The sequence below is a fragment of the Prevotella sp. P5-64 genome, from assembly GCF_002251285.1.
GTDB lineage: Bacteria > Bacteroidota > Bacteroidia > Bacteroidales > Bacteroidaceae > Prevotella.
The window spans coordinates 105,824-126,302 of record NZ_NPJK01000029.1 but is presented as its reverse complement, the minus strand read 5'-3'; the positions used below and the strand labels follow the sequence as shown (position 1 = coordinate 126,302).

At 53.6% G+C, this 20,479-nt stretch carries 18 protein-coding genes; 7 read left to right on the top strand and 11 right to left on the bottom strand.

Annotation, left to right across the window (positions count from 1 at the left end; translation table 11 throughout):
- The first annotated feature begins 135 nt into the window (after nucleotides 1-135).
- Together recJ and CIK87_RS05060 are read left to right on the top strand one after the other, a co-directional pair.
- Nucleotides 136-1,866 carry a single-stranded-DNA-specific exonuclease RecJ gene (recJ, locus tag CIK87_RS05065; protein ID WP_022310721.1) on the top strand — a complete coding sequence of 577 codons (1,731 nt, stop codon included), beginning with the start codon at nucleotides 136-138 and terminating at the stop codon, nucleotides 1,864-1,866.
- Nucleotides 1,853-3,754, top strand: a complete 1,902-nt coding sequence (locus tag CIK87_RS05060; RefSeq protein ID WP_094386025.1) for an ATP-dependent DNA helicase RecQ — start codon at nucleotides 1,853-1,855, stop codon at nucleotides 3,752-3,754. The genes recJ and CIK87_RS05060 overlap by 14 nt, the downstream gene beginning before the upstream one ends.
- 9 nt (nucleotides 3,755-3,763) lie before the next feature.
- On the opposite strand, the gene CIK87_RS05055 is transcribed toward CIK87_RS05060, so the two are convergent.
- The 4 genes from CIK87_RS05055 to CIK87_RS05040 all read right to left on the bottom strand — a co-directional run bounded on the left by CIK87_RS05055 (nucleotide 3,764) and on the right by CIK87_RS05040 (nucleotide 7,263).
- Complete coding sequence (locus CIK87_RS05055) at nucleotides 3,764-4,531, bottom strand: acyl-[acyl-carrier-protein] thioesterase (protein ID WP_094386050.1); 768 nt, start codon at nucleotides 4,529-4,531, stop codon at nucleotides 3,764-3,766.
- Nucleotides 4,532-4,621: 90 nt separating this feature from the next.
- Nucleotides 4,622-5,680: an OmpA family protein gene (locus CIK87_RS05050; protein ID WP_094386023.1), complete on the bottom strand. Its 1,059-nt coding sequence runs from the start codon at nucleotides 5,678-5,680 to the stop codon at nucleotides 4,622-4,624.
- Nucleotides 5,681-5,895: 215 nt separating this feature from the next.
- The gene (locus CIK87_RS05045) at nucleotides 5,896-6,354 is read right to left on the bottom strand and encodes a MaoC family dehydratase (protein WP_094386021.1); all 459 of its coding nucleotides are present in this window, start codon (nucleotides 6,352-6,354) and stop codon (nucleotides 5,896-5,898) included.
- Between the two features lie 33 nt (nucleotides 6,355-6,387).
- On the bottom strand, nucleotides 6,388-7,263 hold the full coding sequence (locus CIK87_RS05040; RefSeq protein ID WP_094386019.1) for a M48 family metallopeptidase: 876 nt from the start codon (nucleotides 7,261-7,263) through the stop codon (nucleotides 6,388-6,390).
- 161 nt (nucleotides 7,264-7,424) lie between these two features.
- Here CIK87_RS05040 and CIK87_RS05035 point away from each other — a divergent pair, with 161 nt between their 5' ends.
- A complete protein-coding gene (locus CIK87_RS05035; protein WP_144008113.1) occupies nucleotides 7,425-7,646 on the top strand; it encodes a hypothetical protein in 222 nt (73 codons plus the stop codon).
- A gap of 77 nt (nucleotides 7,647-7,723) precedes the next feature.
- Here the strand turns inward: CIK87_RS05035 and CIK87_RS05030 are convergent, their stop codons facing one another.
- Complete coding sequence (locus CIK87_RS05030) at nucleotides 7,724-9,880, bottom strand: S8 family serine peptidase (RefSeq protein ID WP_094386015.1); 2,157 nt, start codon at nucleotides 9,878-9,880, stop codon at nucleotides 7,724-7,726.
- 126 nt (nucleotides 9,881-10,006) lie between these two features.
- Between CIK87_RS05030 and CIK87_RS05025 the strand changes: the two genes are divergently transcribed.
- Together CIK87_RS05025 and aroC are read left to right on the top strand one after the other, a co-directional pair.
- Nucleotides 10,007-10,657, top strand: a complete 651-nt coding sequence (locus tag CIK87_RS05025) for a peptidylprolyl isomerase (RefSeq protein ID WP_022310728.1) — start codon at nucleotides 10,007-10,009, stop codon at nucleotides 10,655-10,657.
- 31 nt (nucleotides 10,658-10,688) lie between these two features.
- On the top strand, nucleotides 10,689-11,762 hold the full coding sequence (gene aroC, locus CIK87_RS05020) for a chorismate synthase (protein WP_094386013.1): 1,074 nt from the start codon (nucleotides 10,689-10,691) through the stop codon (nucleotides 11,760-11,762).
- Between the two features lie 123 nt (nucleotides 11,763-11,885).
- Here the strand turns inward: aroC and CIK87_RS05015 are convergent, their stop codons facing one another.
- From CIK87_RS05015 to CIK87_RS05005, 3 genes are all read right to left on the bottom strand, one after another.
- Complete coding sequence (locus CIK87_RS05015) at nucleotides 11,886-12,584, bottom strand: response regulator transcription factor (RefSeq protein WP_022310730.1); 699 nt, start codon at nucleotides 12,582-12,584, stop codon at nucleotides 11,886-11,888.
- A 54-nt stretch (nucleotides 12,585-12,638) separates the two neighbouring features.
- Entirely contained in the window at nucleotides 12,639-14,198 is a 1,560-nt protein-coding gene (locus CIK87_RS05010; RefSeq protein ID WP_022310731.1) for a sensor histidine kinase KdpD, read from the bottom strand.
- A 191-nt stretch (nucleotides 14,199-14,389) separates the two neighbouring features.
- Nucleotides 14,390-16,552, bottom strand: coding sequence for a translation factor GTPase family protein (locus tag CIK87_RS05005; RefSeq protein ID WP_094386011.1), 2,163 nt, complete (start codon nucleotides 16,550-16,552; stop codon nucleotides 14,390-14,392).
- Between the two features lie 161 nt (nucleotides 16,553-16,713).
- Between CIK87_RS05005 and hemW the strand changes: the two genes are divergently transcribed.
- On the top strand, nucleotides 16,714-17,817 hold the full coding sequence (gene hemW, locus CIK87_RS05000; RefSeq protein WP_094386009.1) for a radical SAM family heme chaperone HemW: 1,104 nt from the start codon (nucleotides 16,714-16,716) through the stop codon (nucleotides 17,815-17,817).
- Nucleotides 17,818-17,823: 6 nt separating this feature from the next.
- On the opposite strand, the gene CIK87_RS04995 is transcribed toward hemW, so the two are convergent.
- Complete coding sequence (locus CIK87_RS04995) at nucleotides 17,824-18,174, bottom strand: hypothetical protein (protein WP_094386007.1); 351 nt, start codon at nucleotides 18,172-18,174, stop codon at nucleotides 17,824-17,826.
- 19 nt (nucleotides 18,175-18,193) lie between these two features.
- Complete coding sequence (locus CIK87_RS04990) at nucleotides 18,194-19,054, bottom strand: formylglycine-generating enzyme family protein (protein WP_094386004.1); 861 nt, start codon at nucleotides 19,052-19,054, stop codon at nucleotides 18,194-18,196.
- A 177-nt stretch (nucleotides 19,055-19,231) separates the two neighbouring features.
- On the opposite strand from CIK87_RS04990, the gene CIK87_RS14315 reads away from it, so the two are divergent.
- Entirely contained in the window at nucleotides 19,232-19,387 is a 156-nt protein-coding gene (locus CIK87_RS14315) for a hypothetical protein (protein WP_158215102.1), read from the top strand.
- A 159-nt stretch (nucleotides 19,388-19,546) separates the two neighbouring features.
- Here CIK87_RS14315 and CIK87_RS04980 read toward each other — a convergent pair whose 3' ends face one another.
- A complete protein-coding gene (locus CIK87_RS04980) occupies nucleotides 19,547-20,473 on the bottom strand; it encodes a hydrogen peroxide-inducible genes activator (protein ID WP_022310737.1) in 927 nt (308 codons plus the stop codon).
- Nucleotides 20,474-20,479 lie beyond the last annotated feature (6 nt).

The window sequence follows — 20,479 nt, the reverse complement described above, 5'->3', positions numbered from 1 at the left end:
TACATAAACGGCAGCTTCTCATAAATTTTTAGATGAGAAACTGCCGTTTTTTTGTATTTATTTTGTAACTTTGGGCTCAAATAAGGTCTATACCAGACTTGGCCCCCATTCTATTGATAATAAAAGAACGATATAATGCACTTTAAGTGGAATTACAAGTATCCTACACCCGAAGAGGAACAGGCTGCTAAGGAATTGGGTGAGAAGCTCAACATGAGCCCCATTCTCACCCTGCTGCTGATTAGGCGTGGCATTACCACCGAGTCGGCAGCCAAGCGATTCTTCCGCCCCCAGCTTGCCGACCTCATCAATCCGTTCCTGATGAAGGACATGGACATCGCCGTAGACAGGCTCAACGATGCCATGGGCCGCAAGGAGCGCATACTGGTGTATGGCGATTACGACGTAGATGGGTGTACAGCCGTAGCGTTGGTCTATAAGTTTCTGTTGCAGTTTTATTCCAACATCGAATACTATATCCCCGACCGCTATGACGAAGGCTATGGCGTAAGCAAGAAAGGTATAGACTATGCCAAGGAGCAGGGCGTGAAGCTCATTATCATCCTCGACTGTGGCATCAAAGCCATCGACGAGATAGCCTATGCCAAAGAGCAAGGTATCGACTTCATCATCTGCGACCATCATGTGCCCGACGAGAAGCTGCCCGATGCCGTGGCCATCCTCAACCCCAAGCGTGAGGACGACCCCTATCCCTTCAAAGACCTGTGTGGATGCGGCGTAGGCTTCAAGTTTATGCAAGCCTTTGCCAAGAACAACGGCATCCCCTTCTCACGCCTCATCCCCCTACTCGACCTCTGTGCCGTAAGCATCGCTGCCGACATCGTGCCCGTAGTCGACGAGAACCGCATCCTCGCCTTCCACGGTCTGAAGCAGCTCAACCAGAACCCAAGCGTAGGACTCAAAGCCATCATCGATATCTGCGGACTCAACAACCGCGAGCTGTCGATGAGCGATATCATCTTCAAGATTGGTCCGCGTATCAACGCCTCTGGACGCATGGAGAACGGCCGCGAAAGTGTGGACTTGCTTGTGGAAAAAGACCTTGGCATGGCTCTGCGTATGGCCAAGCACATCAACGAATACAACGAGCAACGTAAGGATATAGACAAGCAGATGACCGAGGAAGCCAACCAGATTGTGGCCCGCTTGGAGAACCAGAAGCACCAGTCGAGCATCGTGCTCTACGACGAGAACTGGAAGAAAGGCGTCATCGGCATCGTTGCCTCACGACTTACGGAAATCTACTTCCGCCCCACCGTGGTGCTTACCCGCGACGGCGACTATGCCACCGGCTCTGCCCGTAGCGTCACCGGCTTTGACATCTATTCTGCCATCAAGAGTTGCCGCCATCTGCTGGTCAACTTCGGTGGCCACACCTATGCCACGGGCCTTACGCTGAAATGGGACCGCATCAAGGAATTCCGCATGGCGTTCCAGCAGTATGTAGACGACCACATCCTGCCCGAGCAGACCGAAGCCAACCTGAAGATAGACTCAGTCATCGACTTCAAGGATATCACCAAGCGCCTGCACAACGACCTGAAGAAATTCTCACCCTTTGGCCCAGGCAACCCCAAGCCCCTCTTCTGCACCCTCAATGTCTACGACTATGGCACCAGCAAGGTCGTGGGCCGCGAGCAGGAACATATCAAGCTCGAGCTGGTCGACTCCAAGTCGAGCAATGTGGTCAAAGGCATAGCTTTCGGCCAGAGCGCATCGGCACGTTACATCAAGTCAAAGCGCAGCTTTGACATCGCTTATACGCTTGAGGACAATGTCTTCAAGCACAACGCCATCCAGTTACAGATAGAAGACATACGCCCTGCAGAGGATGAAAAGGTATGACGACATACTGAGAGAATACTGGGGCTATACATCTTTTAGAGGAATACAGGAGTCCATCATCGAAAGCATCGGCTCGGGCAAAGATACCTTGGGCCTGATGCCCACCGGTGGCGGCAAGTCCATCACCTTCCAGGTGCCTGCCTTGGCCCAGGATGGAGTCTGTATCGTCATCACCCCACTTATATCCCTGATGAAGGACCAGGTGATGCACCTGCAGAAGCGTGGCATCAGTTCGGCCGCCATCTTCTCGGGCATGTCCAGACAGGAAATCATCGTGACACTCGAGAACTGCATCTTCGGTTCTACCAAGATACTCTACGTATCGCCCGAGCGTCTTTCTTCCGAGCTTTTTCTTACCAAGTTAAAGCACATCAACGTTAGTTTTATCACCGTCGACGAAGCCCATTGCATCAGCCAATGGGGCTATGACTTCCGTCCCAGTTACCTGCGTATTACCGACATACGCAGCATCAAGCCCAATGTACCTATCCTCGCGCTCACTGCCACCGCCACGCCCAAGGTGGTGATAGACATCCAAGACAAGTTGGGGTTCAAGGAACACAACGTGTTCAGCATGAGCTTTGAGCGCAAGAACTTGGGCTACATCGTGCGCAACACCACCGACAAAGACCACGAGCTGCTGCATATCCTCAGAGCCGTGCAGGGCTGTGCCATCGTCTATGTGCGCAGCCGCAAGCGCACCAAGGAGATAGCCAAGATGCTCACCGACGCAGGCATCAGTGCCAACCACTTCCATGCCGGACTCGACCCCGCCATCAAGGACCGCAACCAACAGCAATGGCAGGACGACGAACGGCGGGTGATAGTGGCTACCAACGCCTTTGGCATGGGCATCGACAAGCCCGATGTGCGTCTGGTCATCCACTACGACTGTCCCGACTCCATCGAAGCCTACTTCCAGGAAGCCGGACGTGCCGGACGCGACGGCCAGCGTGCCTATGCTGTGCTGCTCTACGACACGAGCGACAAGGTGAAGCTGAAGAAGCGCATCGCCGACAATTTCCCTGAGAAGGAGTTCATAAGCAGTGTCTACGAGCATCTGGCCTATTACTTCCAGATAGGCGTAGAGAGCGGCAAGGGATTTACCGGTGCCTTCGAGATAGACAAGTTCTGCCACATCTACCACCACTACCCCATCCAGACCGATGCCGCCCTGCGCATCCTGCAGCGCGCCGGCTACATCATCTACGAGACCGACCCCGACGCCCGTGCCCGCATCATGTTTCTGCTTCATCGCGACGAGCTATACCGTCTGCACGAGGGCACGCCCATGGAAGAGAAGGTCATCACGGCGCTGCTGCGCTGCTACGGCGGACTCTTCACCGACTATGCCTATATCGACCTGTCGCTGATAGCCCTGCAGAGCGGACTCGAGCACGAGCAGGTCTACACCATACTCAAGATGCTCTCGCAGCGGCATATCGTACACTTCATCCCACAGCGCAAGATGCCCTACATCACCTACCTTACCGACCGCGTAGACCCAGAGCAGGTGGTCCTGCCCAGAGAGGTATACGAGGAAAGAAAGGAGAATTACATCGAGCGTATCGAGGCAATGATAGCCTATATCGAGAACGATGAGACTTGCCGCAGCCGGCAGCTTATGGCATATTTCGGGGAAGAAAACAAGAACGATTGTCACCGTTGCGATGTGTGTGCAGACCACTACGGACGCGTCACCAAGCAACAGGAGAAGACAGCTCGCGAGCTTATCCTGCAACAACTGGCCGACGGAGAGCCCCATCACATTACTATTCTGCGTGATCTGCAGATTCCTAAAAAACAGTTCGAACAGGTTTTATCCGAACTGGTGTCTGAAGAGATAATCCTTGTCAACGGCTGTCAAATCTGCCTCAACAAGGATTGACTCCCCTCATTATTTTTCTATAAACACAGCCTTGCCGCGAGCCACCTCGGTCTCTGTGGCATCATCGTCGGCGCGCTTGGTGATGCGTATGCAGTAAGCGCCGTCGGCAGTTTGCTCCTGATAGAAAGTCAGGACATCTCCGCCATGGGCTTCAGCCACATAGGCTATCTCAAAGCGCTTCAGGAAATGAGACTTGTACCAATCGACGGGAAACAGGTCGAGCACATGTTCGATATACTTGACGCTGTTGATATGGCCATTGATGTCGACATCATTATAGCGTGTCTTGAGTTCCATCACCTTCACAGCCTCATCACCCATCTTTACCCGCGACGGGCTGGCGATAGGACAGGGATAGTCTTTGTCTATATAGTTGTTGATGGCACCATCGTGGATGCTGAAGATGTCGGTGGGCTGACGGCTCTGTGTATCTATCATCGCCCACACGCTGCGACCGTAGCCAAGCATGTGACCGTCGGCGGCAGAGATGGCATAATTGCGCGAAGTGAAGTAGCGCATGGCACTCTCGACCCAAGTCTCTACATAGAAGTCGTCATACGAGGAAGGCATCTCGTCCATCTCTATCACCAGTCGCGACAGCACCCATGTCTTGTGGCGCGGCATAAGATAATTCATACCAAAGCCACGCTCGGTGGAATGGAAATCGGCAGCATTGAGCAGATGATTACCCAGGTGTCCCATGAAGAGATGATTGGAGTAATCACAGTGGAAAGGCTCTGCCAAGAACTTATATTTTGCTATTTTGGTCTGTTCCATATTCATACGTTTTACGCAACAAAATTAACGAAAAAATCTCTGGTACCCAACGATACCAGAGACTTTTTTATTGTCGGCGCAGTCAAACTGTCACTTGATATATACGATAGCCAGGCGATTGGAGGCAACTCCCTGCACACCCTTTCCGGTAGCCTCGTCGACGATGACGCCGCGGGCTCTGAGATAGTCGGCCACGACATCGGCACGACCCTGAGAGAGTCTCTTGTTGAACGCCTTGGAACCCTCGGGCGAAGCAGTACCTACTACCTGCACGTGCTTGCCTTCAGCTATGGTATTGAGGGCTTCCTTGGCCTCATCGGTGAGGTTCTGCTTGCCCTGTGCGAAGGTCACAAACACGAGGTTGCCCACCTGTACTTCCTGTGTTTTCACCACTTCCTTGACCACCTCCTTAGGTTTCTTGGCAAGTTCGCCACGCAGATCGTTAATCTGAGCATTGAGTGCATCGACCTCGGCCTGGTCGCGCAGCTGGGCAAGAGCGAAGTTGTGGGTACCATTGGAGTTTCTGAACTTGTAGTTGAAGCCTACATTGAGCTGGAAGCCAGACTTGTTGACATTGTAAGCCACGCCCTGGTAGCCATTGCCGTTGAGAGCCCAGTTGATAGAGGGCTCAACATAGAACTGCCATTCCTTGTTAGCTCCGAAGTTGAAGGCGAAGTCCACACCAAGTTTGGAGGTCAGCACGTCGGCTTTCCAGTCCTTGGTGGGCGAACCGAAGGTGTGTCCCCATCCCAGACCCATTACCGGGATAAGCTCAAAGCAGCGAGGCTCACCCTTGTAGCCACCAGCCCAATTGCTCAGATTGATGGTAGCCAGCAGCGAGGTGTTCATGCTGTTGACGAGGGTACCCTGGAGATTGCCATGATGCAGGTTCTTGAAATAGGCATTGCCCTCAAGAGCCAAACCGAATACGGGAGTAAACCAGCGGCCCAAGCGCAGACCGGCATTGGGAGTGATATCACGAAGCCAGCAATGGTTGGCTGCCCCCATGGTCGATGGATGGGTGGCGGTGATGACTCCACCGTTGACACCGAGATAGAAATTATCAGAAGACTTGCTTTCCGAGACTGTCTGAGCCGATACTGAAACTGCCAGCAGTGCGGCTGCGAACATTAAAACCAGCTTTTTCATTGTTACGTCTTATTTTAGATTTATACTGTTGTTATTGGTCGAGATAGCAAAGATATAAAAAAAGTGAATGGCTGCAAACAGTTTTCCCGAAAATCGACATGAGAAGACCCAAAAAAGTAATAAACAACCAATTCACACGACTTATTGAACCCAAAAGAGTTCCCCTTCCGCTCGTGATGACGGATGGGGAACTCCTGTTGACTGCCGCTTCGTTATCAGTTGAAGTAGTAGAGGAAGGTGGCGATGCCCTCAAGTGCGGGCTTGCGCTGGCCTTCGATTTCAATCTTGAAGGCGATGCTGGCCTTGCAGATACCGCGCAGGTTGGCTATCTCGTGCAGCTTGGTCACCATACGCAGACGGCTGCCCACGGGCACAGCCTGACCGAAACGCATCTTGTCCATGCCATAGTTGACGAGCATCTTCAGGTTGTTGACCTTGATGATCTGGTTCCAGAAGTAGGGCAACAGCGAGAGGGTAAGATAACCATGCACGATGGTGCTCTTGTAGGGGCTCTCGGTCTTGGCGCGCTCTACATCTACATGTATCCACTGGTGGTCGAGGGTGGCATCGGCAAACTGATTGATGCGGTCCTGGTCGACGGTAAGCCACTCAGAGGTACCAATTTCCTCGCCCAAGTGAGCGGCAAACTCTTCATAAGAATTAATTTCCAACATAGTCTTGTCGTTATTATATATTAATAATGTGTATTACTTCCTGTGCTTGGTAGTGGTGGTGGTCTTTGTCGTGGTCGACGTAGAGATTCTCAGAGTCTTGGGCTTGCTGGCCTCATAGTATCTGAGCGCCTCGGGCATATCGCGCTGCAGCGCGGCTATACGCTTTGCGTCGGAAGGGTGGTCTGACAGGAAATCGTCCTGATTGCCTTTGCCGGCCGACATGCGCTGCCAGAACGTGATGGCTTCCTGCGGGTTGTAGCCGGCCATAGCCGCAAAGATAAGTCCCATGTGGTCGGCCTCGGTCTCATGGTCGCGGCTGTACTTCAGATTGCGCAGCTTCAGACCCTGCTGAGCCAGCACGGCGGCATAACTGCCCACATTGGTGCCGGTGGCAGCATTGAGCACGCTGCTGAGCAGCTGGGTGCCATACTGCTGCTTAATCTGCTTGGAGATTTGCTCGGCACTGTGCTTGCCCACGGCGTGGGCTATCTCGTGACCCAGCACGATGGCAAGTCCATTCTCGTTTTTGGTGTAGGGCAGCAGTCCCTCGAAGACCACTATCTTGCCACCAGGCAGACAGAACGCGTTGGCGCTCTTGTCCTGCACCAGGTTGAACTCCCAGCTATATTCACTCACTTCGGCAGCCATACCGTTGTTTCTCAAGTAGTTTTCTACGGCAGTAGCCAGTTTCTTGCCTACCCTTACTACCATCTCGGTATTGGCGGCATTGGTCGATTTCTTGGCCGACTGCATGTACTGGCTGTACTCCTTGTTGCTCAGGCTCATTATCTCCTGATTGGACACCATCAGACTCTGCTTGCGACCGGTAATGGGCACCGTGCGCGTGGTGCCGCATGCTGCCAAGAGGGCCACAACCCATACCAGCAGCATCACTTTAAGCTGTTTCATAAAATTCCTTTCTTATACTGGCGCAAAAGTAACCATTTAGAACGAATATGCCAAACAAAATGCCACTTTTTTGGCTCCCACATGCGCCCTCGGGGCTGGTATGGCAAGCTGGCGCAAACAAGCGCGCGCTACGCCACACGCCACAAAACCGCAAAACCGCAATGATGGCAGAGAGGTTGAAGGCGGGGCGTGAATTAAGTATTGCGAGGTTGGAAACAATGATTGCAGGGCAGGAAACGATGGTTGCAAAGTCTGAAACCAATTATTCTACGGCCACGGGCAAGAATGGGACGACGGGAGAAAGGGGGAAAAAGATTAGAGGAGAGTGCATGACCACTGTCACGCCTCTCCTCTCTACAATTATACAAAACATCATGATCTAAGTGGTTACGATCAAACTTTCATCCAGTTGCAAAGGTACTGCTTTCTGACGCTATGTGCAATACCCACAAATGATGATTTAGTGTCTGATGAGCTGGGAACCCGTCGTAGCCCGAGAGCCGGTATTGACCTGGACGGCATAGACGCCACGTGGAGCGCCAGCCAGCGAGATGTGATAGCTGCAGCCACTGGGCGCGAGTCTATGGGAAGCCACACGGCGGCCGTCGACCCCATAGACATTGACCACAAAGGTGTGGCTGGGAGCAGAGTCGAACCTCAACTCTACCCCATCGCCCACGGGCCGTATCGACACGCCCTGGGCCTGACGCTGCGACACATCGGGGATGGCTGTAAATCCGAGCAGGTGCAGCAATCCGGCATAGACATCAATCTCGCCATAGCCATAATAGTTGTTGGGATAGTCGAGCGACGGGTCGTGGCGACGGGAGGTGGCGGCAATGAGCTCGCGCACCTGGTCGGGGGTAAGCGTAGGGCAAGCCTGGAGCCACAGGGCGATGGCGCCAGCGGCAGCGGGGGTAGACATAGACGTGCCCGAATTGTAGTTCCAGGCATAAGTACGGCCGTCAAAGTCAAAGTGTTCCTTGTCTGAGTTGACGATATCCCACGCCGAGGGATGATGCTCGAGATAGTAGCTGCTGTACGAGGAGACGATGTTGGTGCCGGGAGCCATCACATCGGGCTTGATGCGCTCGTCGACCGTGGGGCCTATCGACGAGGTGCGGGTGCGCTCGCCGTCGTGCCCCATGTCGTAGACGCGATGGGCGCCGAGGTAGGTGTAAATGTCCTGGCGATAGGCGGTAGAGCCCACGCAGATGGCTGCCGGCGAACTGGCGGGCGAACCGATGCTATGGCTATACTCGCCGGCAGCGAGGCTGGGGTTGGCGGGATTGGTGATGAGGGTGCCACGGCTCTTGTAGAAACTGGCGTCGGTGCCCTCGCCCACAATCTCGACCGACAGCAGGCGCCCGTCGGTCTGGCGTAGAGAGACATCCATCACCGTGTCGGCAGCCTCGTAGGCCGACGGATAGGCGCATGCCATGACGCTCATGCCGCACCACTGCTCGAGGCGCAGCGTGTCGGCAGTCACCTGGCGCGAGGAGATGAGCAGCGTGTCGCGCGTGTCGCCGTAGGACACCAGGCGCACCTCGAAACTCCGGTTGCCACGAACCATGAACGACACACGGTCGCCCTCTGACCGCAAGAACGACCCCTCGCTCTGCAGCGACGCCGGTTTGTGGAAGTAGGTCTTGACCAGGCCGTCGTTACCCGCCGAAGCCACGAGTATACGACCAGGGCCAACGAGCGAATCGAGCACCTGGTAATAGAGACGGTCGTCGCCACGGAAGTCCTGGCCCGAGCCTTCGCTGAAGGACGCCACACAGGGCATGTCGCGCTCGGCAGCATAGTCGAAGAGATACTTGAACCCGAGCGCATCAAGGGCATAGGTGTAGAGATTGAGCCGCTCGGGAGGTATCATCGAGGCATTGTCGCCCGTGGCGTTGGCCACAAGGCAGATGTCGCTCTCGTAGGCCACACCGCGGTAGGCCGAGCGGTAGCCATTGCCGGCAGCGATGCCCGTGGTGTGGGTGCCGTGGGTCTGGTCGTTGCCATCGGCCGAATGCCGGCAAGCCAGCACATCGGCGCCATGATAGGTGGCGCCCACGGGCATAGTCCCGTCGTCGGCAGCGAGCATGTCCCACACCGAACTGATGCGGCAGCGGTGGCTGAGGGTATCGAGGAAGGTGGGATGGGTATAGTCGAAGCCTATGTCCTGGACACCTACCACTACGCCTTTGCCGGTAAAAGCCTGGGGCAAGGACTCGGCACGGTAGGCCTTGTCGGCACGGAGTATGACCGCCATCGTATCGAGGGTGGCGCGGTGGGAACGGTTGGCCTCGATGCGCTTGACCTTAGGAAGCGAAGACAGCCGCGCGATGCTACCCACGGGGATGCGGGCGATGTGGATGTTGCCAAAGCGGGCAAGCGACTCGCCGCCACAGGAGTCGAGCACAGCGGCTCCATCGCCATCGATCTCGACAAAGGCGCAGAGCCATGAGGCCTGAGAGGCATCTACGCCCAACACCCTGGCAGGCGCCGACTCTCTGGCTATGGCCAACGAGCGCACCATGGCCGACATCTTGGTATAATCGGGGCGCTGGGCATAGACAGCCGTCACCATGACCCATAGCAAAAACATAAATACGGTTCGCTTCATATTGCAAAATAAATGAAAATAAACGAGCCACGCAAGCCAAAGTCAAAAAAATCAAGGAGAAAGACCCGTAACCCCTGTTTTTTTAGTACCTTTGCATGAACAGCAAACAATAATACTTAAATAATAATGGAACAAAAGGATTACAAGTATATCAGCGTGGCCTACAAGCTCTATGATATCACCGACAACAAGCAGGAACTGATAGAAGAGACAGCTAAAGACAAACCATTTGTGTTTCTCAGCGGTTTCGGAACCACTCTCGAGGACTTTGAAAGCAATCTCGTGGGTCTGGCAGAGGGTGCCGACTTCGACTTCGTGCTCTCTCCCGACAGAGCTTATGGCGAACATGTAGACACACGCGTAGTGGAACTGGACAAGCAGATATTCAGCGTCGACGGCAAGTTTGACAGCAAGAACATCTACCCCGAAGCCATCGTCCCGCTGCAGAACGAGGACGGCAACCGTTTCCTCGGACGCGTGGTAAGCATCGGCAGCGACAAGGTGCGCATAGACCTCAACCACCCACTGGCTGGTATGACGCTCAACTTCAAGGGTACCATCCACGAGTCGCGTCCTGCCACCAATGCCGAGATAGAGCAGATGGCACGCATGCTGAGCGGTGAAGGCGGATGTGGCGGACACTGCGGAGGCGGCTGCGGCGGTCACTGTGGTGACGGCGGTTGCGGCGACGGCCACTGCGACGGTGAGGGTCACTGTGGCGGCGAAGGTCACTGCGGAGGCGAAGGCCACTGCGGAGGCGGACACCACAACCACTAATAGGCCAATAGGCAACAAAACCACCCACAACATGAGCAACACAATAGGAAACATACTGCGCCTCACCACCTTCGGCGAGAGCCATGGTGAAGCGATAGGCGGTGTCATCGACGGTTTTCCGGCTGGGATAGACATCGACATGGACTTCGTGCAACACCAGTTGGACCGTCGTCGTCCGGGTCAAAGCCGGCTTACGACGCAGCGCAACGAGAGCGACCGGGTAGAAATACTCAGTGGTGTATTTGAGGGCAAATCGACCGGTGCGCCCATCGGATTCATCGTGCGCAATACCAACCAGCACTCGCATGACTATGACAATATGCGCCGTGTGTTCAGACCCTCGCATGCCGACTATACCTATTATAATAAGTATGGCATACGCGACCATCGTGGGGGCGGACGCTCGTCGGCACGGGTCACGATAAGCCGCTGTGTGGGTGGCGCGCTGGCTATGCTGGCGCTCAAGCAGATAGGGGTGAGCATCACGGCATATACCTCGCAGGTAGGAGGGATAGCGCTGGACCGCGACTATCACCGATACGACCTCAGACGCACTGACGACAACGACGTGAGATGTCCGGATGCCGACAAAGCGGCACAGATGGAAGAGCTCATCATGCAGGTGAAGAGCGACGGCGACACCATCGGCGGCGTCATCACCTGTGTGGTCGAGGGATGTCCTACCGGGCTGGGCGAACCAGAGTTCGGCAAACTGCACGCCCAACTGGGCAGTGCGATGCTGAGTATCAATGCCGTCAAAGGTTTTGAATATGGCGACGGCTTTGACATGGCCTCACACAGAGGCAGCGAGGTGAACGACCTCTTTGACCCCGATGGCAGCCACGTGACGCTTACCAACCACAGCGGAGGCATACAGGGCGGCATAAGCAATGGCGAAGACATCTGTTTCCGTGTGGCGTTCAAGCCTGTGGCAACACTGCTCAGACCGCAAGCCACAATAGACACAGACGGCAATGCTACGCAGCTGGAGGTCAAAGGTCGACACGACCCATGCGTGCTGCCACGCGCCGTACCAGTGGTGGAAGCTATGGCTGCCATGGTGATACTCGACTGCTATCTGGTCAACAAGACCACACACCTGTAGGAAAGCGGGCGGAACACGGCAGACGTGACGCCCAGCATGACTCATAAAGATACGAAAAAAGGTTCTTCTGTCTTTGCCAATGGCAAGCAGAAGAACCTTTTTCTATGTATTACGCGTCAAGCCTTAATCGGCATCGGGAACGATGAGCTTGTAGCCCTTGCCGTGGATGTTGATAATCTCAATCTGGTCATCGTCTTTCAGATGCTTACGCAGCTTGGTGATATACACGTCCATCGAGCGGGCATTGAAGTAGTTGTCGTCAATCCAGATGGTCTTGAGGGCAAAGTCGCGCTGCAGAATCTCGTTGGAGTGGGCGCAGAGCAGAGCCAGGAGCTCGTTCTCCTTGGTGGTGAGTTTGGTCTGCTTCTCGCCGATGGTGAGCAACTGCTTCTGGGCATCGAACACGAAGCGGCCGATACGGAATACGGTAGCATCCTTGGCCTTCTTGCCATGGACACGACGCAGGATGGCCTCAATACGCAGCACGAGCTCCTCCATAGAGAATGGCTTGGTGATATAATCGTCGGCACCAATCTTGAAACCTTCGAGGATATCGTCCTTGAGGGCACGGGCGGTAAGGAAGATGATAGGAATCTCGGTGTTGGCCTGACGAATCTCCTGGGCCAGGGTGAATCCGTCTTTTTTGGGCATCATCACGTCGAGAACGGCGATGTCGAACTTGCCCTTGGCAAACTCTCTGTAGCCGACCTCACCATCCTGGCAGAGAACTGCCTGATAACCTTTGGCCTGTAGATACTCACGGAGCAACATTCCCAAATTCTCATCGTCTTCGCAAAGCAAAATTTTCAACTTCTCGTCCATAGTTGTATTGTTTAAATGATTATTGATATTGTTTCTATTGATAATTGTGATTGATTAATCTTCTATCTTTGGCAACTTGATGGTAAAGGTGGTACCCTTGCCCACTTCACTTTCTACCTTGATGGTGCCGCTATGCAGGTCGATAATCTTCTTGACATAGGCAAGTCCCAGACCGAAGCCCTTGACATCGTGCACGTTGCCGGTATGCACGCGGTAGAACTTCTCAAACACCTTCTTCAGGTTTTCCTTCTTGATGCCGATGCCGGTATCTCGCACGGAGAAGCAGAGATGGGTATCGTCGTTCCAGGTGCGCAGATAGATATTGAGCGGCTTCTCGGGCTTGCCATACTTCACGGCGTTGTCCATCAGATTGAAGAGGGCGTTCTGGAAATGAACCTCGTCGACATAGATGGCAGAGTCGACAGCCTCAATCTCGGTGTAGATTTTTCCGCCGGTATGCTCTACGCGCAGGGTAAACGAGTTGGCCATGTTCTCGACCATCTCGTTGAGGTCGAGGTGCTTCTTCTTGAACACAGCCTTCTTGCGGTCGAACATACTCATCTGCAGTACCTTCTCCACGAGGAAGCGCAGGCGCTTGGACTCGTCCTGCACCACTCCCGACAGATGCTTCATCATGGTCTCGCTCTTGGTGACACTCTGGTCGTTCATCATCTGCGCCGCAAGCGAAATGCTGGCGATAGGCGTCTTGAGCTCGTGGGTCATATTGTTGATGAAGTCATTCTTAATCTCAGACAATCTCTTCGAGCGGAATATCGTGACTATCGTGAAGATAAAGGTGATGAGCAGCACCACGGTGAAGATCACACTGGGAATCATGAAGCGGATAGACGAGTAGATGTAGCTGTTCATATCGGGGAAGTGCAGCTTGACAACTCCCATCTTGCTGACCGGGTCGTTGCGGAAGAGTATCTGGGTGTAGGTGTACTCTTCTCCCTCGTCGGAATAGTCGGGACAACGATAGACCTCGCGACCGTCCTGGGTAGACACGGTGAAATGGTAGCCAATGTTGACGCCATTGTTCATCAACTCTGCCTTGAGGTCCTGGTCGAGCAGCTTGAAGTTGATGCGCTCCTTCAGCGGTTTGTCTGATGCCGAGTAGAGTATAGACACCACCACCTCGTCGAGCAGCGCCTTCTGATAGACGTAGCGGTTCTTGACAATCTCCTGCAACGACCTCGAAGCCTCGGAGATGCTGCCCTTGTCGTTTTCGAGAATCATTCCCTTGGGCTTGGTGGCAGGATTGGATGATATGGTCTTGAGCTCGAACGAGGTGTAGATAGTGCCGTCCTTGCCCACGGCAGCATACTGATGCGACTGCTGCACTGTAGCGTCGGGATGGCCGGAGCGCGTGCCCACAGAGTCCTTCTTGAAGGCCTTACGCTCAGTCTCGTTGACGTCTTTCTCAAGATAACGCAGGGTCTCGTTAAGCTCCAAATTGCGCGAGGCCTGATAGAGAGAACGGTTGACACTCTCGTCAAACTGCTCTTTCTTCATATCCACCATCTCCTGGATATACTTGAGCTGTAGGAAAAGCAGAATCAGGAAGCTGACGCCCATGATGACTGCTATGGTCCATATTGTTTTCTTTTTCATAATGCAAATATACGTAAATACTTAAAACGTTAACATTAAAAGGTTAATTATTTACACAGAGTTTAACATTATTAACTATAAACACACAGATTACTTACGCATTTGTAATTATCGTGATGACGGATAGGATAAAAAAAAGGAGGGATATGGCTTTACCCATTCCCTCCATCATTTTCGGATTTTATACTCTGTTATTCGTCATCGTCTTTCTGCTCTGCCTCATGCTCGGCAATCAGCTTGGACTGAACATCATTGGGCACGAGTTCGTAGCTGGCGAACTTGGTGGTAAACGAGGCACGTCCGCCAGTAAGGCTACTCAGAGAAATAGAGTAGTTGGCGAGCTCCTTCAATGGAATCTTGGCCTGGAGTTTCTGGTAACCAGCCTCTGAGTCCATACCCATGATGAGGGCACGACGTCCCTGCAGGTCGCTCATCACATCGCCCATATAGTCTGACGGTACATAAACCTCGAGGTCATAGATAGGCTCCAGAATCTTAGGACCGGCATTCTTGAACGCATCAGAGAAAGCGTGGCGGGCAGCCAGGGTGAATGAGATTTCATTGGAGTCAACTGGGTGCATCTTGCCATCATAAACGATTACGCGTACATCACGGGCGTAGCTACCAGTAAGAGGTCCGCGCTCCATGCAGTCCATAATACCCTTGAGGATAGCGGGCATGAAACGAGTATCGATGGCACCGCCAACAACCGAGTTGAGGAATACGAGCTTGCCGCCCCACTCCAAATCAACTTCCTGACGGCTCTTGATGTTCATCTTGAACTCCTGACCACCGAAGTTGAACACGGTAGGATCGGGCATACCCTCGGCATAAGGCTCGACGATGAGGTGAACCTCGCCAAACTGTCCGGCACCACCACTCTGCTTCTTATGACGATACTCGGCCTTGGCTTTCTTGGTGATGGTCTCACGGTAAGGCACGCGGGGCTCATCGAAGACTACACTCAGCTTCTCGTTGTTTTCCAGACGCCACTTCAGCGTACGCAGATGGAACTCTCCCTGACCGTGAACGATGGTCTGGCGCAGTTCCTTGCTCTGCTCTACCACCCATGTGGGGTCTTCCTGACGCATCTTGAGCAGGGCGACCATGAGTTTCTCCATATCCTGGGCATTGGTAGTGCGGATAGCACGCGAATACTTGGAGTTGGGATACTTGATGAAGTCGAAACGCCACTCACAGTCCTTGCCGTTGAGCGTGTTGCCGGTCTTGACATCCTTGAGCTTCACGGTACAGCCGATGTCGCCAGCCTCGAGACGGTCTACAGCGATACGGTTGGCACCGGCGCAGGCATAGATGGTACCCAGACGCTCCTTGGAACCACGGTCGGCATTGGTAAGGTCGTCACCAGGCTTAACCGAACCACTCATAACCTTGAAGTAAGACACTTCACCGATATGGGGTTCCATACCGGTCTTGAAGAAATACAGACTCTCTGGTCCAGCGGCGTTGGCCTCAACCTCTTCACCACGGGTATTGTGCATCTTAGGCATCTCGCTTACGAAGGGAACTACATTGCCCAAGAATTCCATCAGTCGGCGAACGCCCATGTCCTTGCCTGCACATACGCAGAATACAGGGAAGATAGAGCGGGTTACCAGACCCTTGCGGATACCTTCACGCAGCTCGTCCTCGGTGAGGGTTTCCTCTTCGAAGAACTTCTCCATCAGAGACTCGTCGTTCTCGGCAGCAGCCTCGACCAGAGCCTTGTGCAGCTCCAGAGCCTTGTCCATCTCCTCGGCAGGAATGTCCTCGATGATAGGCGCACCACCCTCGGGCTTCCAGCTGTACTTCTTCATCAGGAGCACGTCGATAAGCGCATTGAAACCAGGACCGGTAGACAAGGGGTACTGTATCTGTACGCACTTGCTGCCATAGATTTCATGCATGCTGTTGATGATGTTGTCGAAGTCGCACTTGTCTGAATCCAACTGGTTGACAAGGAAGATAACGGGCTTCTTGAGCTTCTCGGTATAACGGAAGTTATTCTGTGTACCCACCTCAGGACCATACTGGCCATTGATGAGAATCACGGCCTGATCAGTAACGTTGAGGGCAGTAATGGCGCCACCCACGAAGTCATCGGAACCGGGGCAGTCGATAATATTCAGTTTCTTGTTGTTCCACTCTACATGGAATACTGTGGGGAATACAGAGTAGCCATACTCCTGCTCTACGGGGAAGTAGTCGCTCACCGTATTCTTGGCTTCCACTGTACCACGACGTTTGATGATTCCAGCTTCAAAAAGCATACTCTCGGCAAGCGTGGTCTTGCCGCTACCCGCACTGCCAAGCAGCGCGATGTTCTTGATTTCATTTGTTTGATATACTCTCATATCAAAAAGATTTAAGTTGTTAGTAATGTTCTTAGTCATGGCATGTGTTGCGATACACTTGCCCTTATCGATGCTAAAGTTATATATTTTAGGAGAAACACCAAAAGAAAACGGCAAAAATCTTCATTTTTTTTCAACTTATTAGTAATTTTGCGCCAATTATGGCTGGTTTATACATTCACATACCTTTCTGTGCATCGCGTTGTGCCTACTGTGGCTTTTACAGTACCACACGTGCTGATATGCAAGATAGTTATATCGACGCCGTGTGCCACGAACTTGACATGCGCCAAGCCTCTGCCGACAGCATCGATACCATCTATCTGGGGGGAGGTACGCCCAGCATGCTCTCTGCCGGCAATCTCGACAGACTCATCTCCTATATATATAATAGGTATAGGGTGAGCGACGACGCCGAAGTCACCATCGAATGTAATCCTGACGACGTGTGTCGCGCAGGTTTCCGCCTGCCGCCACAGGTAAACCGTGTAAGTATGGGAGCCCAGACTTTCAGTGACAGCAGGCTCCGTCTGATTCGCCGACGCCACACTGCCAATGAGGTGACACGGGCTGTAGAGACACTGCATCTGCTGAACATCGGCAATATCAGCGTAGACCTCATGTTCGGTTTTCCCGACGAGACTCTGGCCGACTGGGAGAGCGACATAGACCATGCTCTCGCTCTCGGCGCCCAACACCTGTCGGCCTACTCCTTGATGTATGAAGAGGGTACCCTGCTCTACCGGTATCTGGAACAAGGGAAGATAAAAGAAATAAGCGACGAACTGTCGCTCGACATGTACAACGTGCTTATCGACCGGCTTACCGCTGCCGGATATGAACACTATGAGATAAGCAACTTTGCCCTACCGGGCTTCCGAAGCCGCCACAACAGCAGCTACTGGCACGACACGCCCTACATAGGCGTAGGTGCAGCCGCGCACTCGTATGACGGAAATACAAGGAGTTGGAATACAGCCAGTCTGGACGACTACATCAGCTCGATAGAAGATGGCATTCGCCCCTGCGAATACGAGACGATAGATGCCGAGACCCACTACAACGACCTTATCACCACTGCTCTACGCACGCGAGAGGGGCTGCAGCTCGAGCACCTTTCGCCCGAAGACCGGCAGTTTGCCCTCGACGCCGCCAGACCACACATCGGCCGCGGCCTGCTGGCTGTCGACGACGACCGCCTCCACCTCACCCGCAGCGGCATCTACCTCTCCGACAGCATCATGAGCGACCTGATGCGGATATAGCCATCCTTACAGTTCTATCTTTCCGTCGCGGCGATACTGCTCGTAGTAGTATTGCTTGATTTCCTTGTCTATTTCGGCCACGCTGCGTTTGCCGGTGACATAGGGACGCACCATCTGGCACACCACCACGCACACCACGCAGATGACGAGCAGGATAAGGAAGTTGACCAGGCTGCTCGCCACAAACCTATAATCCATCAGACACACCACCACGCCCACGGGCACTATCCAGAGCAGCCAGTCGCCCAGAGTGTTCATCCCCAAGCTATGGGTTCGCTCTTCCTGCCAGCGCTTGGGGGCTCGCGCAATGAGTTGTTTGCTATGAGCGGTCCAGAAGTCTTCAAATTCTTTTTCCATAATCTATCTTTTTGCAACGCTACTCTGACAGTGCAAGCCTCAGCCCCGTAGTATGGCGCGAATCGGGCACTGCCGAGCCTCGGGCACATATATAGCACCCTATCTGCGCACCATTCCAGTAATTGCCACGCACCACGCGGAAATCGCCCGTAGCCGGTCCTTTGGGGTCAACGGCCGGGCTGGCCGTATAGTCGCCCATAAAGTCGCTGCACCACTCAGACACATTGCCTGCCATGTCATACAGCCCCAGTTCGTTGGGTTCCAGGCCTCCCACATCGTGGGTGGTCATGTCGCTATTGCCCTTGTACCAGGCCACGTTATTCAGGTTGTCACTACCGCTGAACACATAGCCACGCGACCTGTTACCACCGCGTGCGGCATACTCCCACTCGGCCTCGGTGGGCAGACGGAAACTGTAGCCGGTAAGTGTTCTGAGGCGCGAAAGAAACAGCTGGCAGTCATCCCAACTCACATGCTCCACAGGTCTGTTGTCGCCCTTAAACCGCGAAGGGTTACTGCCCATGACGGCACGCCACAGCGCCTGAGTCACCTCATACTTACTGATAAAGAAAGAGCTTACCGTAACTCTATGAGCCGGCGAGGCCCACCCTACTGCATCCTGCATACCCTTGGTAAGTCCCATTGTATAGGTGCCGCCCTCTACGCGTACCATATCATGTACAGCCTGATCCAGCAGTTGCTTACGCGACGGCCCACTCTTTCGGGTCTGCACCGTACGCTTCTGTGTCTTAGACTTTGAGGGTGTGGTATGCGTAACATTCGGAGCAGGCGTGGTCTTAGGGCGTATAATGCCCTGTGCCCCCATTTCTATCGATACGGCCAGTGCCAGTATCGCCATCATGCTTCTTACTGTTTTCATCCTATATGTATTAAAAGACGAGGACAAAAGTACAAAAAAAAATGATGAAGCAGTCTATTATTCGGGAATAATTGCACAATGCTTCTCATAACCGCCAACATAATAGTAAAAAAAACAATACACTCACATAACGATAATGGGAATGCGCTATGGGGCAGACGCACGAGCCCAAAGACGGTGAGAAACAGATACAGTGCATTCTCGCTGGTTGTTACCATGGTTGGATTCAAGCTCATGTACTATGTCGATTTTATCGCTTTCATGGAAGACCCCGAGAAAACATGGAATGATATTCTTGCAAAAAGAGACGCAAAAAGCGCCGCCACCACCTAATCTTTTCGATTAAGGGGGCTTATTGTTGGAAAAAGAAAGCCCGAAGTCAAATTTACTGGGCTTCGGGCGAGATTTTATGCTATTTTGATTTTTACCGGACAGCAATATTTTCCATAATCATCTGTTTTAATCGTTTCTTCATCAGGTGCAGGCCTGCGGCTACACCCTCTGCTCGGTATTATTGAACTGGAGCATACGTTGGGGCACGCTGCGGCGCACGGCGTCGGCAATGAGATTGAGCACCGAGTGGCGCACAAAGGCACGCGTGGTAAGCAGCACCACCTCGCGCACAGGTATGGGCAGAGCAAAGGGGCGCACCAGTTCGTGCTGAGCCGGAGAGAGCTGTTCGAGAGCCAGCTCGGGAATGAAGGTGACACCCTGGCCGCCCTCCACCATGCGCATGAAGGTCTCGATACTACCGAGCGAATAGGTCTTCTTGCTGCTGTCGGCCGACTTGAGTTGGCAGAACTTGACCAGCTGGTCGCGGAAGCAGTGACCCTCTTCGAGCAGCCATAGGAACTCGTTGTTCAGGTCGCTGGTCTTGATGGCCTTGTGGGAGAAGAGGGCATCGCCACGCGACACGTAGGCCAGAAACTGCTCATAGAAGAGCGGTGTCTGCACATAGTGGTCCATATCGTCGAGGCTCACCAGGATGGCGGCGTCGAGCTCGCCCCGGTTGAGGGCACGCTTGATGTCGGCAGTCTTCATCTCCATCACGCGGATATCGGCCTCGGGGTGCTCGCGCTGCAGACGGGTGAAGAACCGAGGCAGCAGATATGGGGCTATGGTGGGCAGGATACCCAGACTGAAAGTGCCTGCCAGCGACTGGCGCTCTTCGTTCACGATGTCGTGGATGCGGTTGGCTCTCACCAGCACCTTCCATGCCTGCTCTACCACCTTGCGGCCTATCTCGGTGGGTATCACCTGCTGCGACGAGCGCTCAAATATCTTCACGCCCAATTCGGTTTCCAACTTCTGTATCATGGCGCTCAGCGTGGGCTGGGTGACGCCACAATGCTCGGCGGCACGGGCGAAATGGCGAAGCCGATATACCGCCACAATATATTCCATCTGTTGTAATGTCATGGCCTA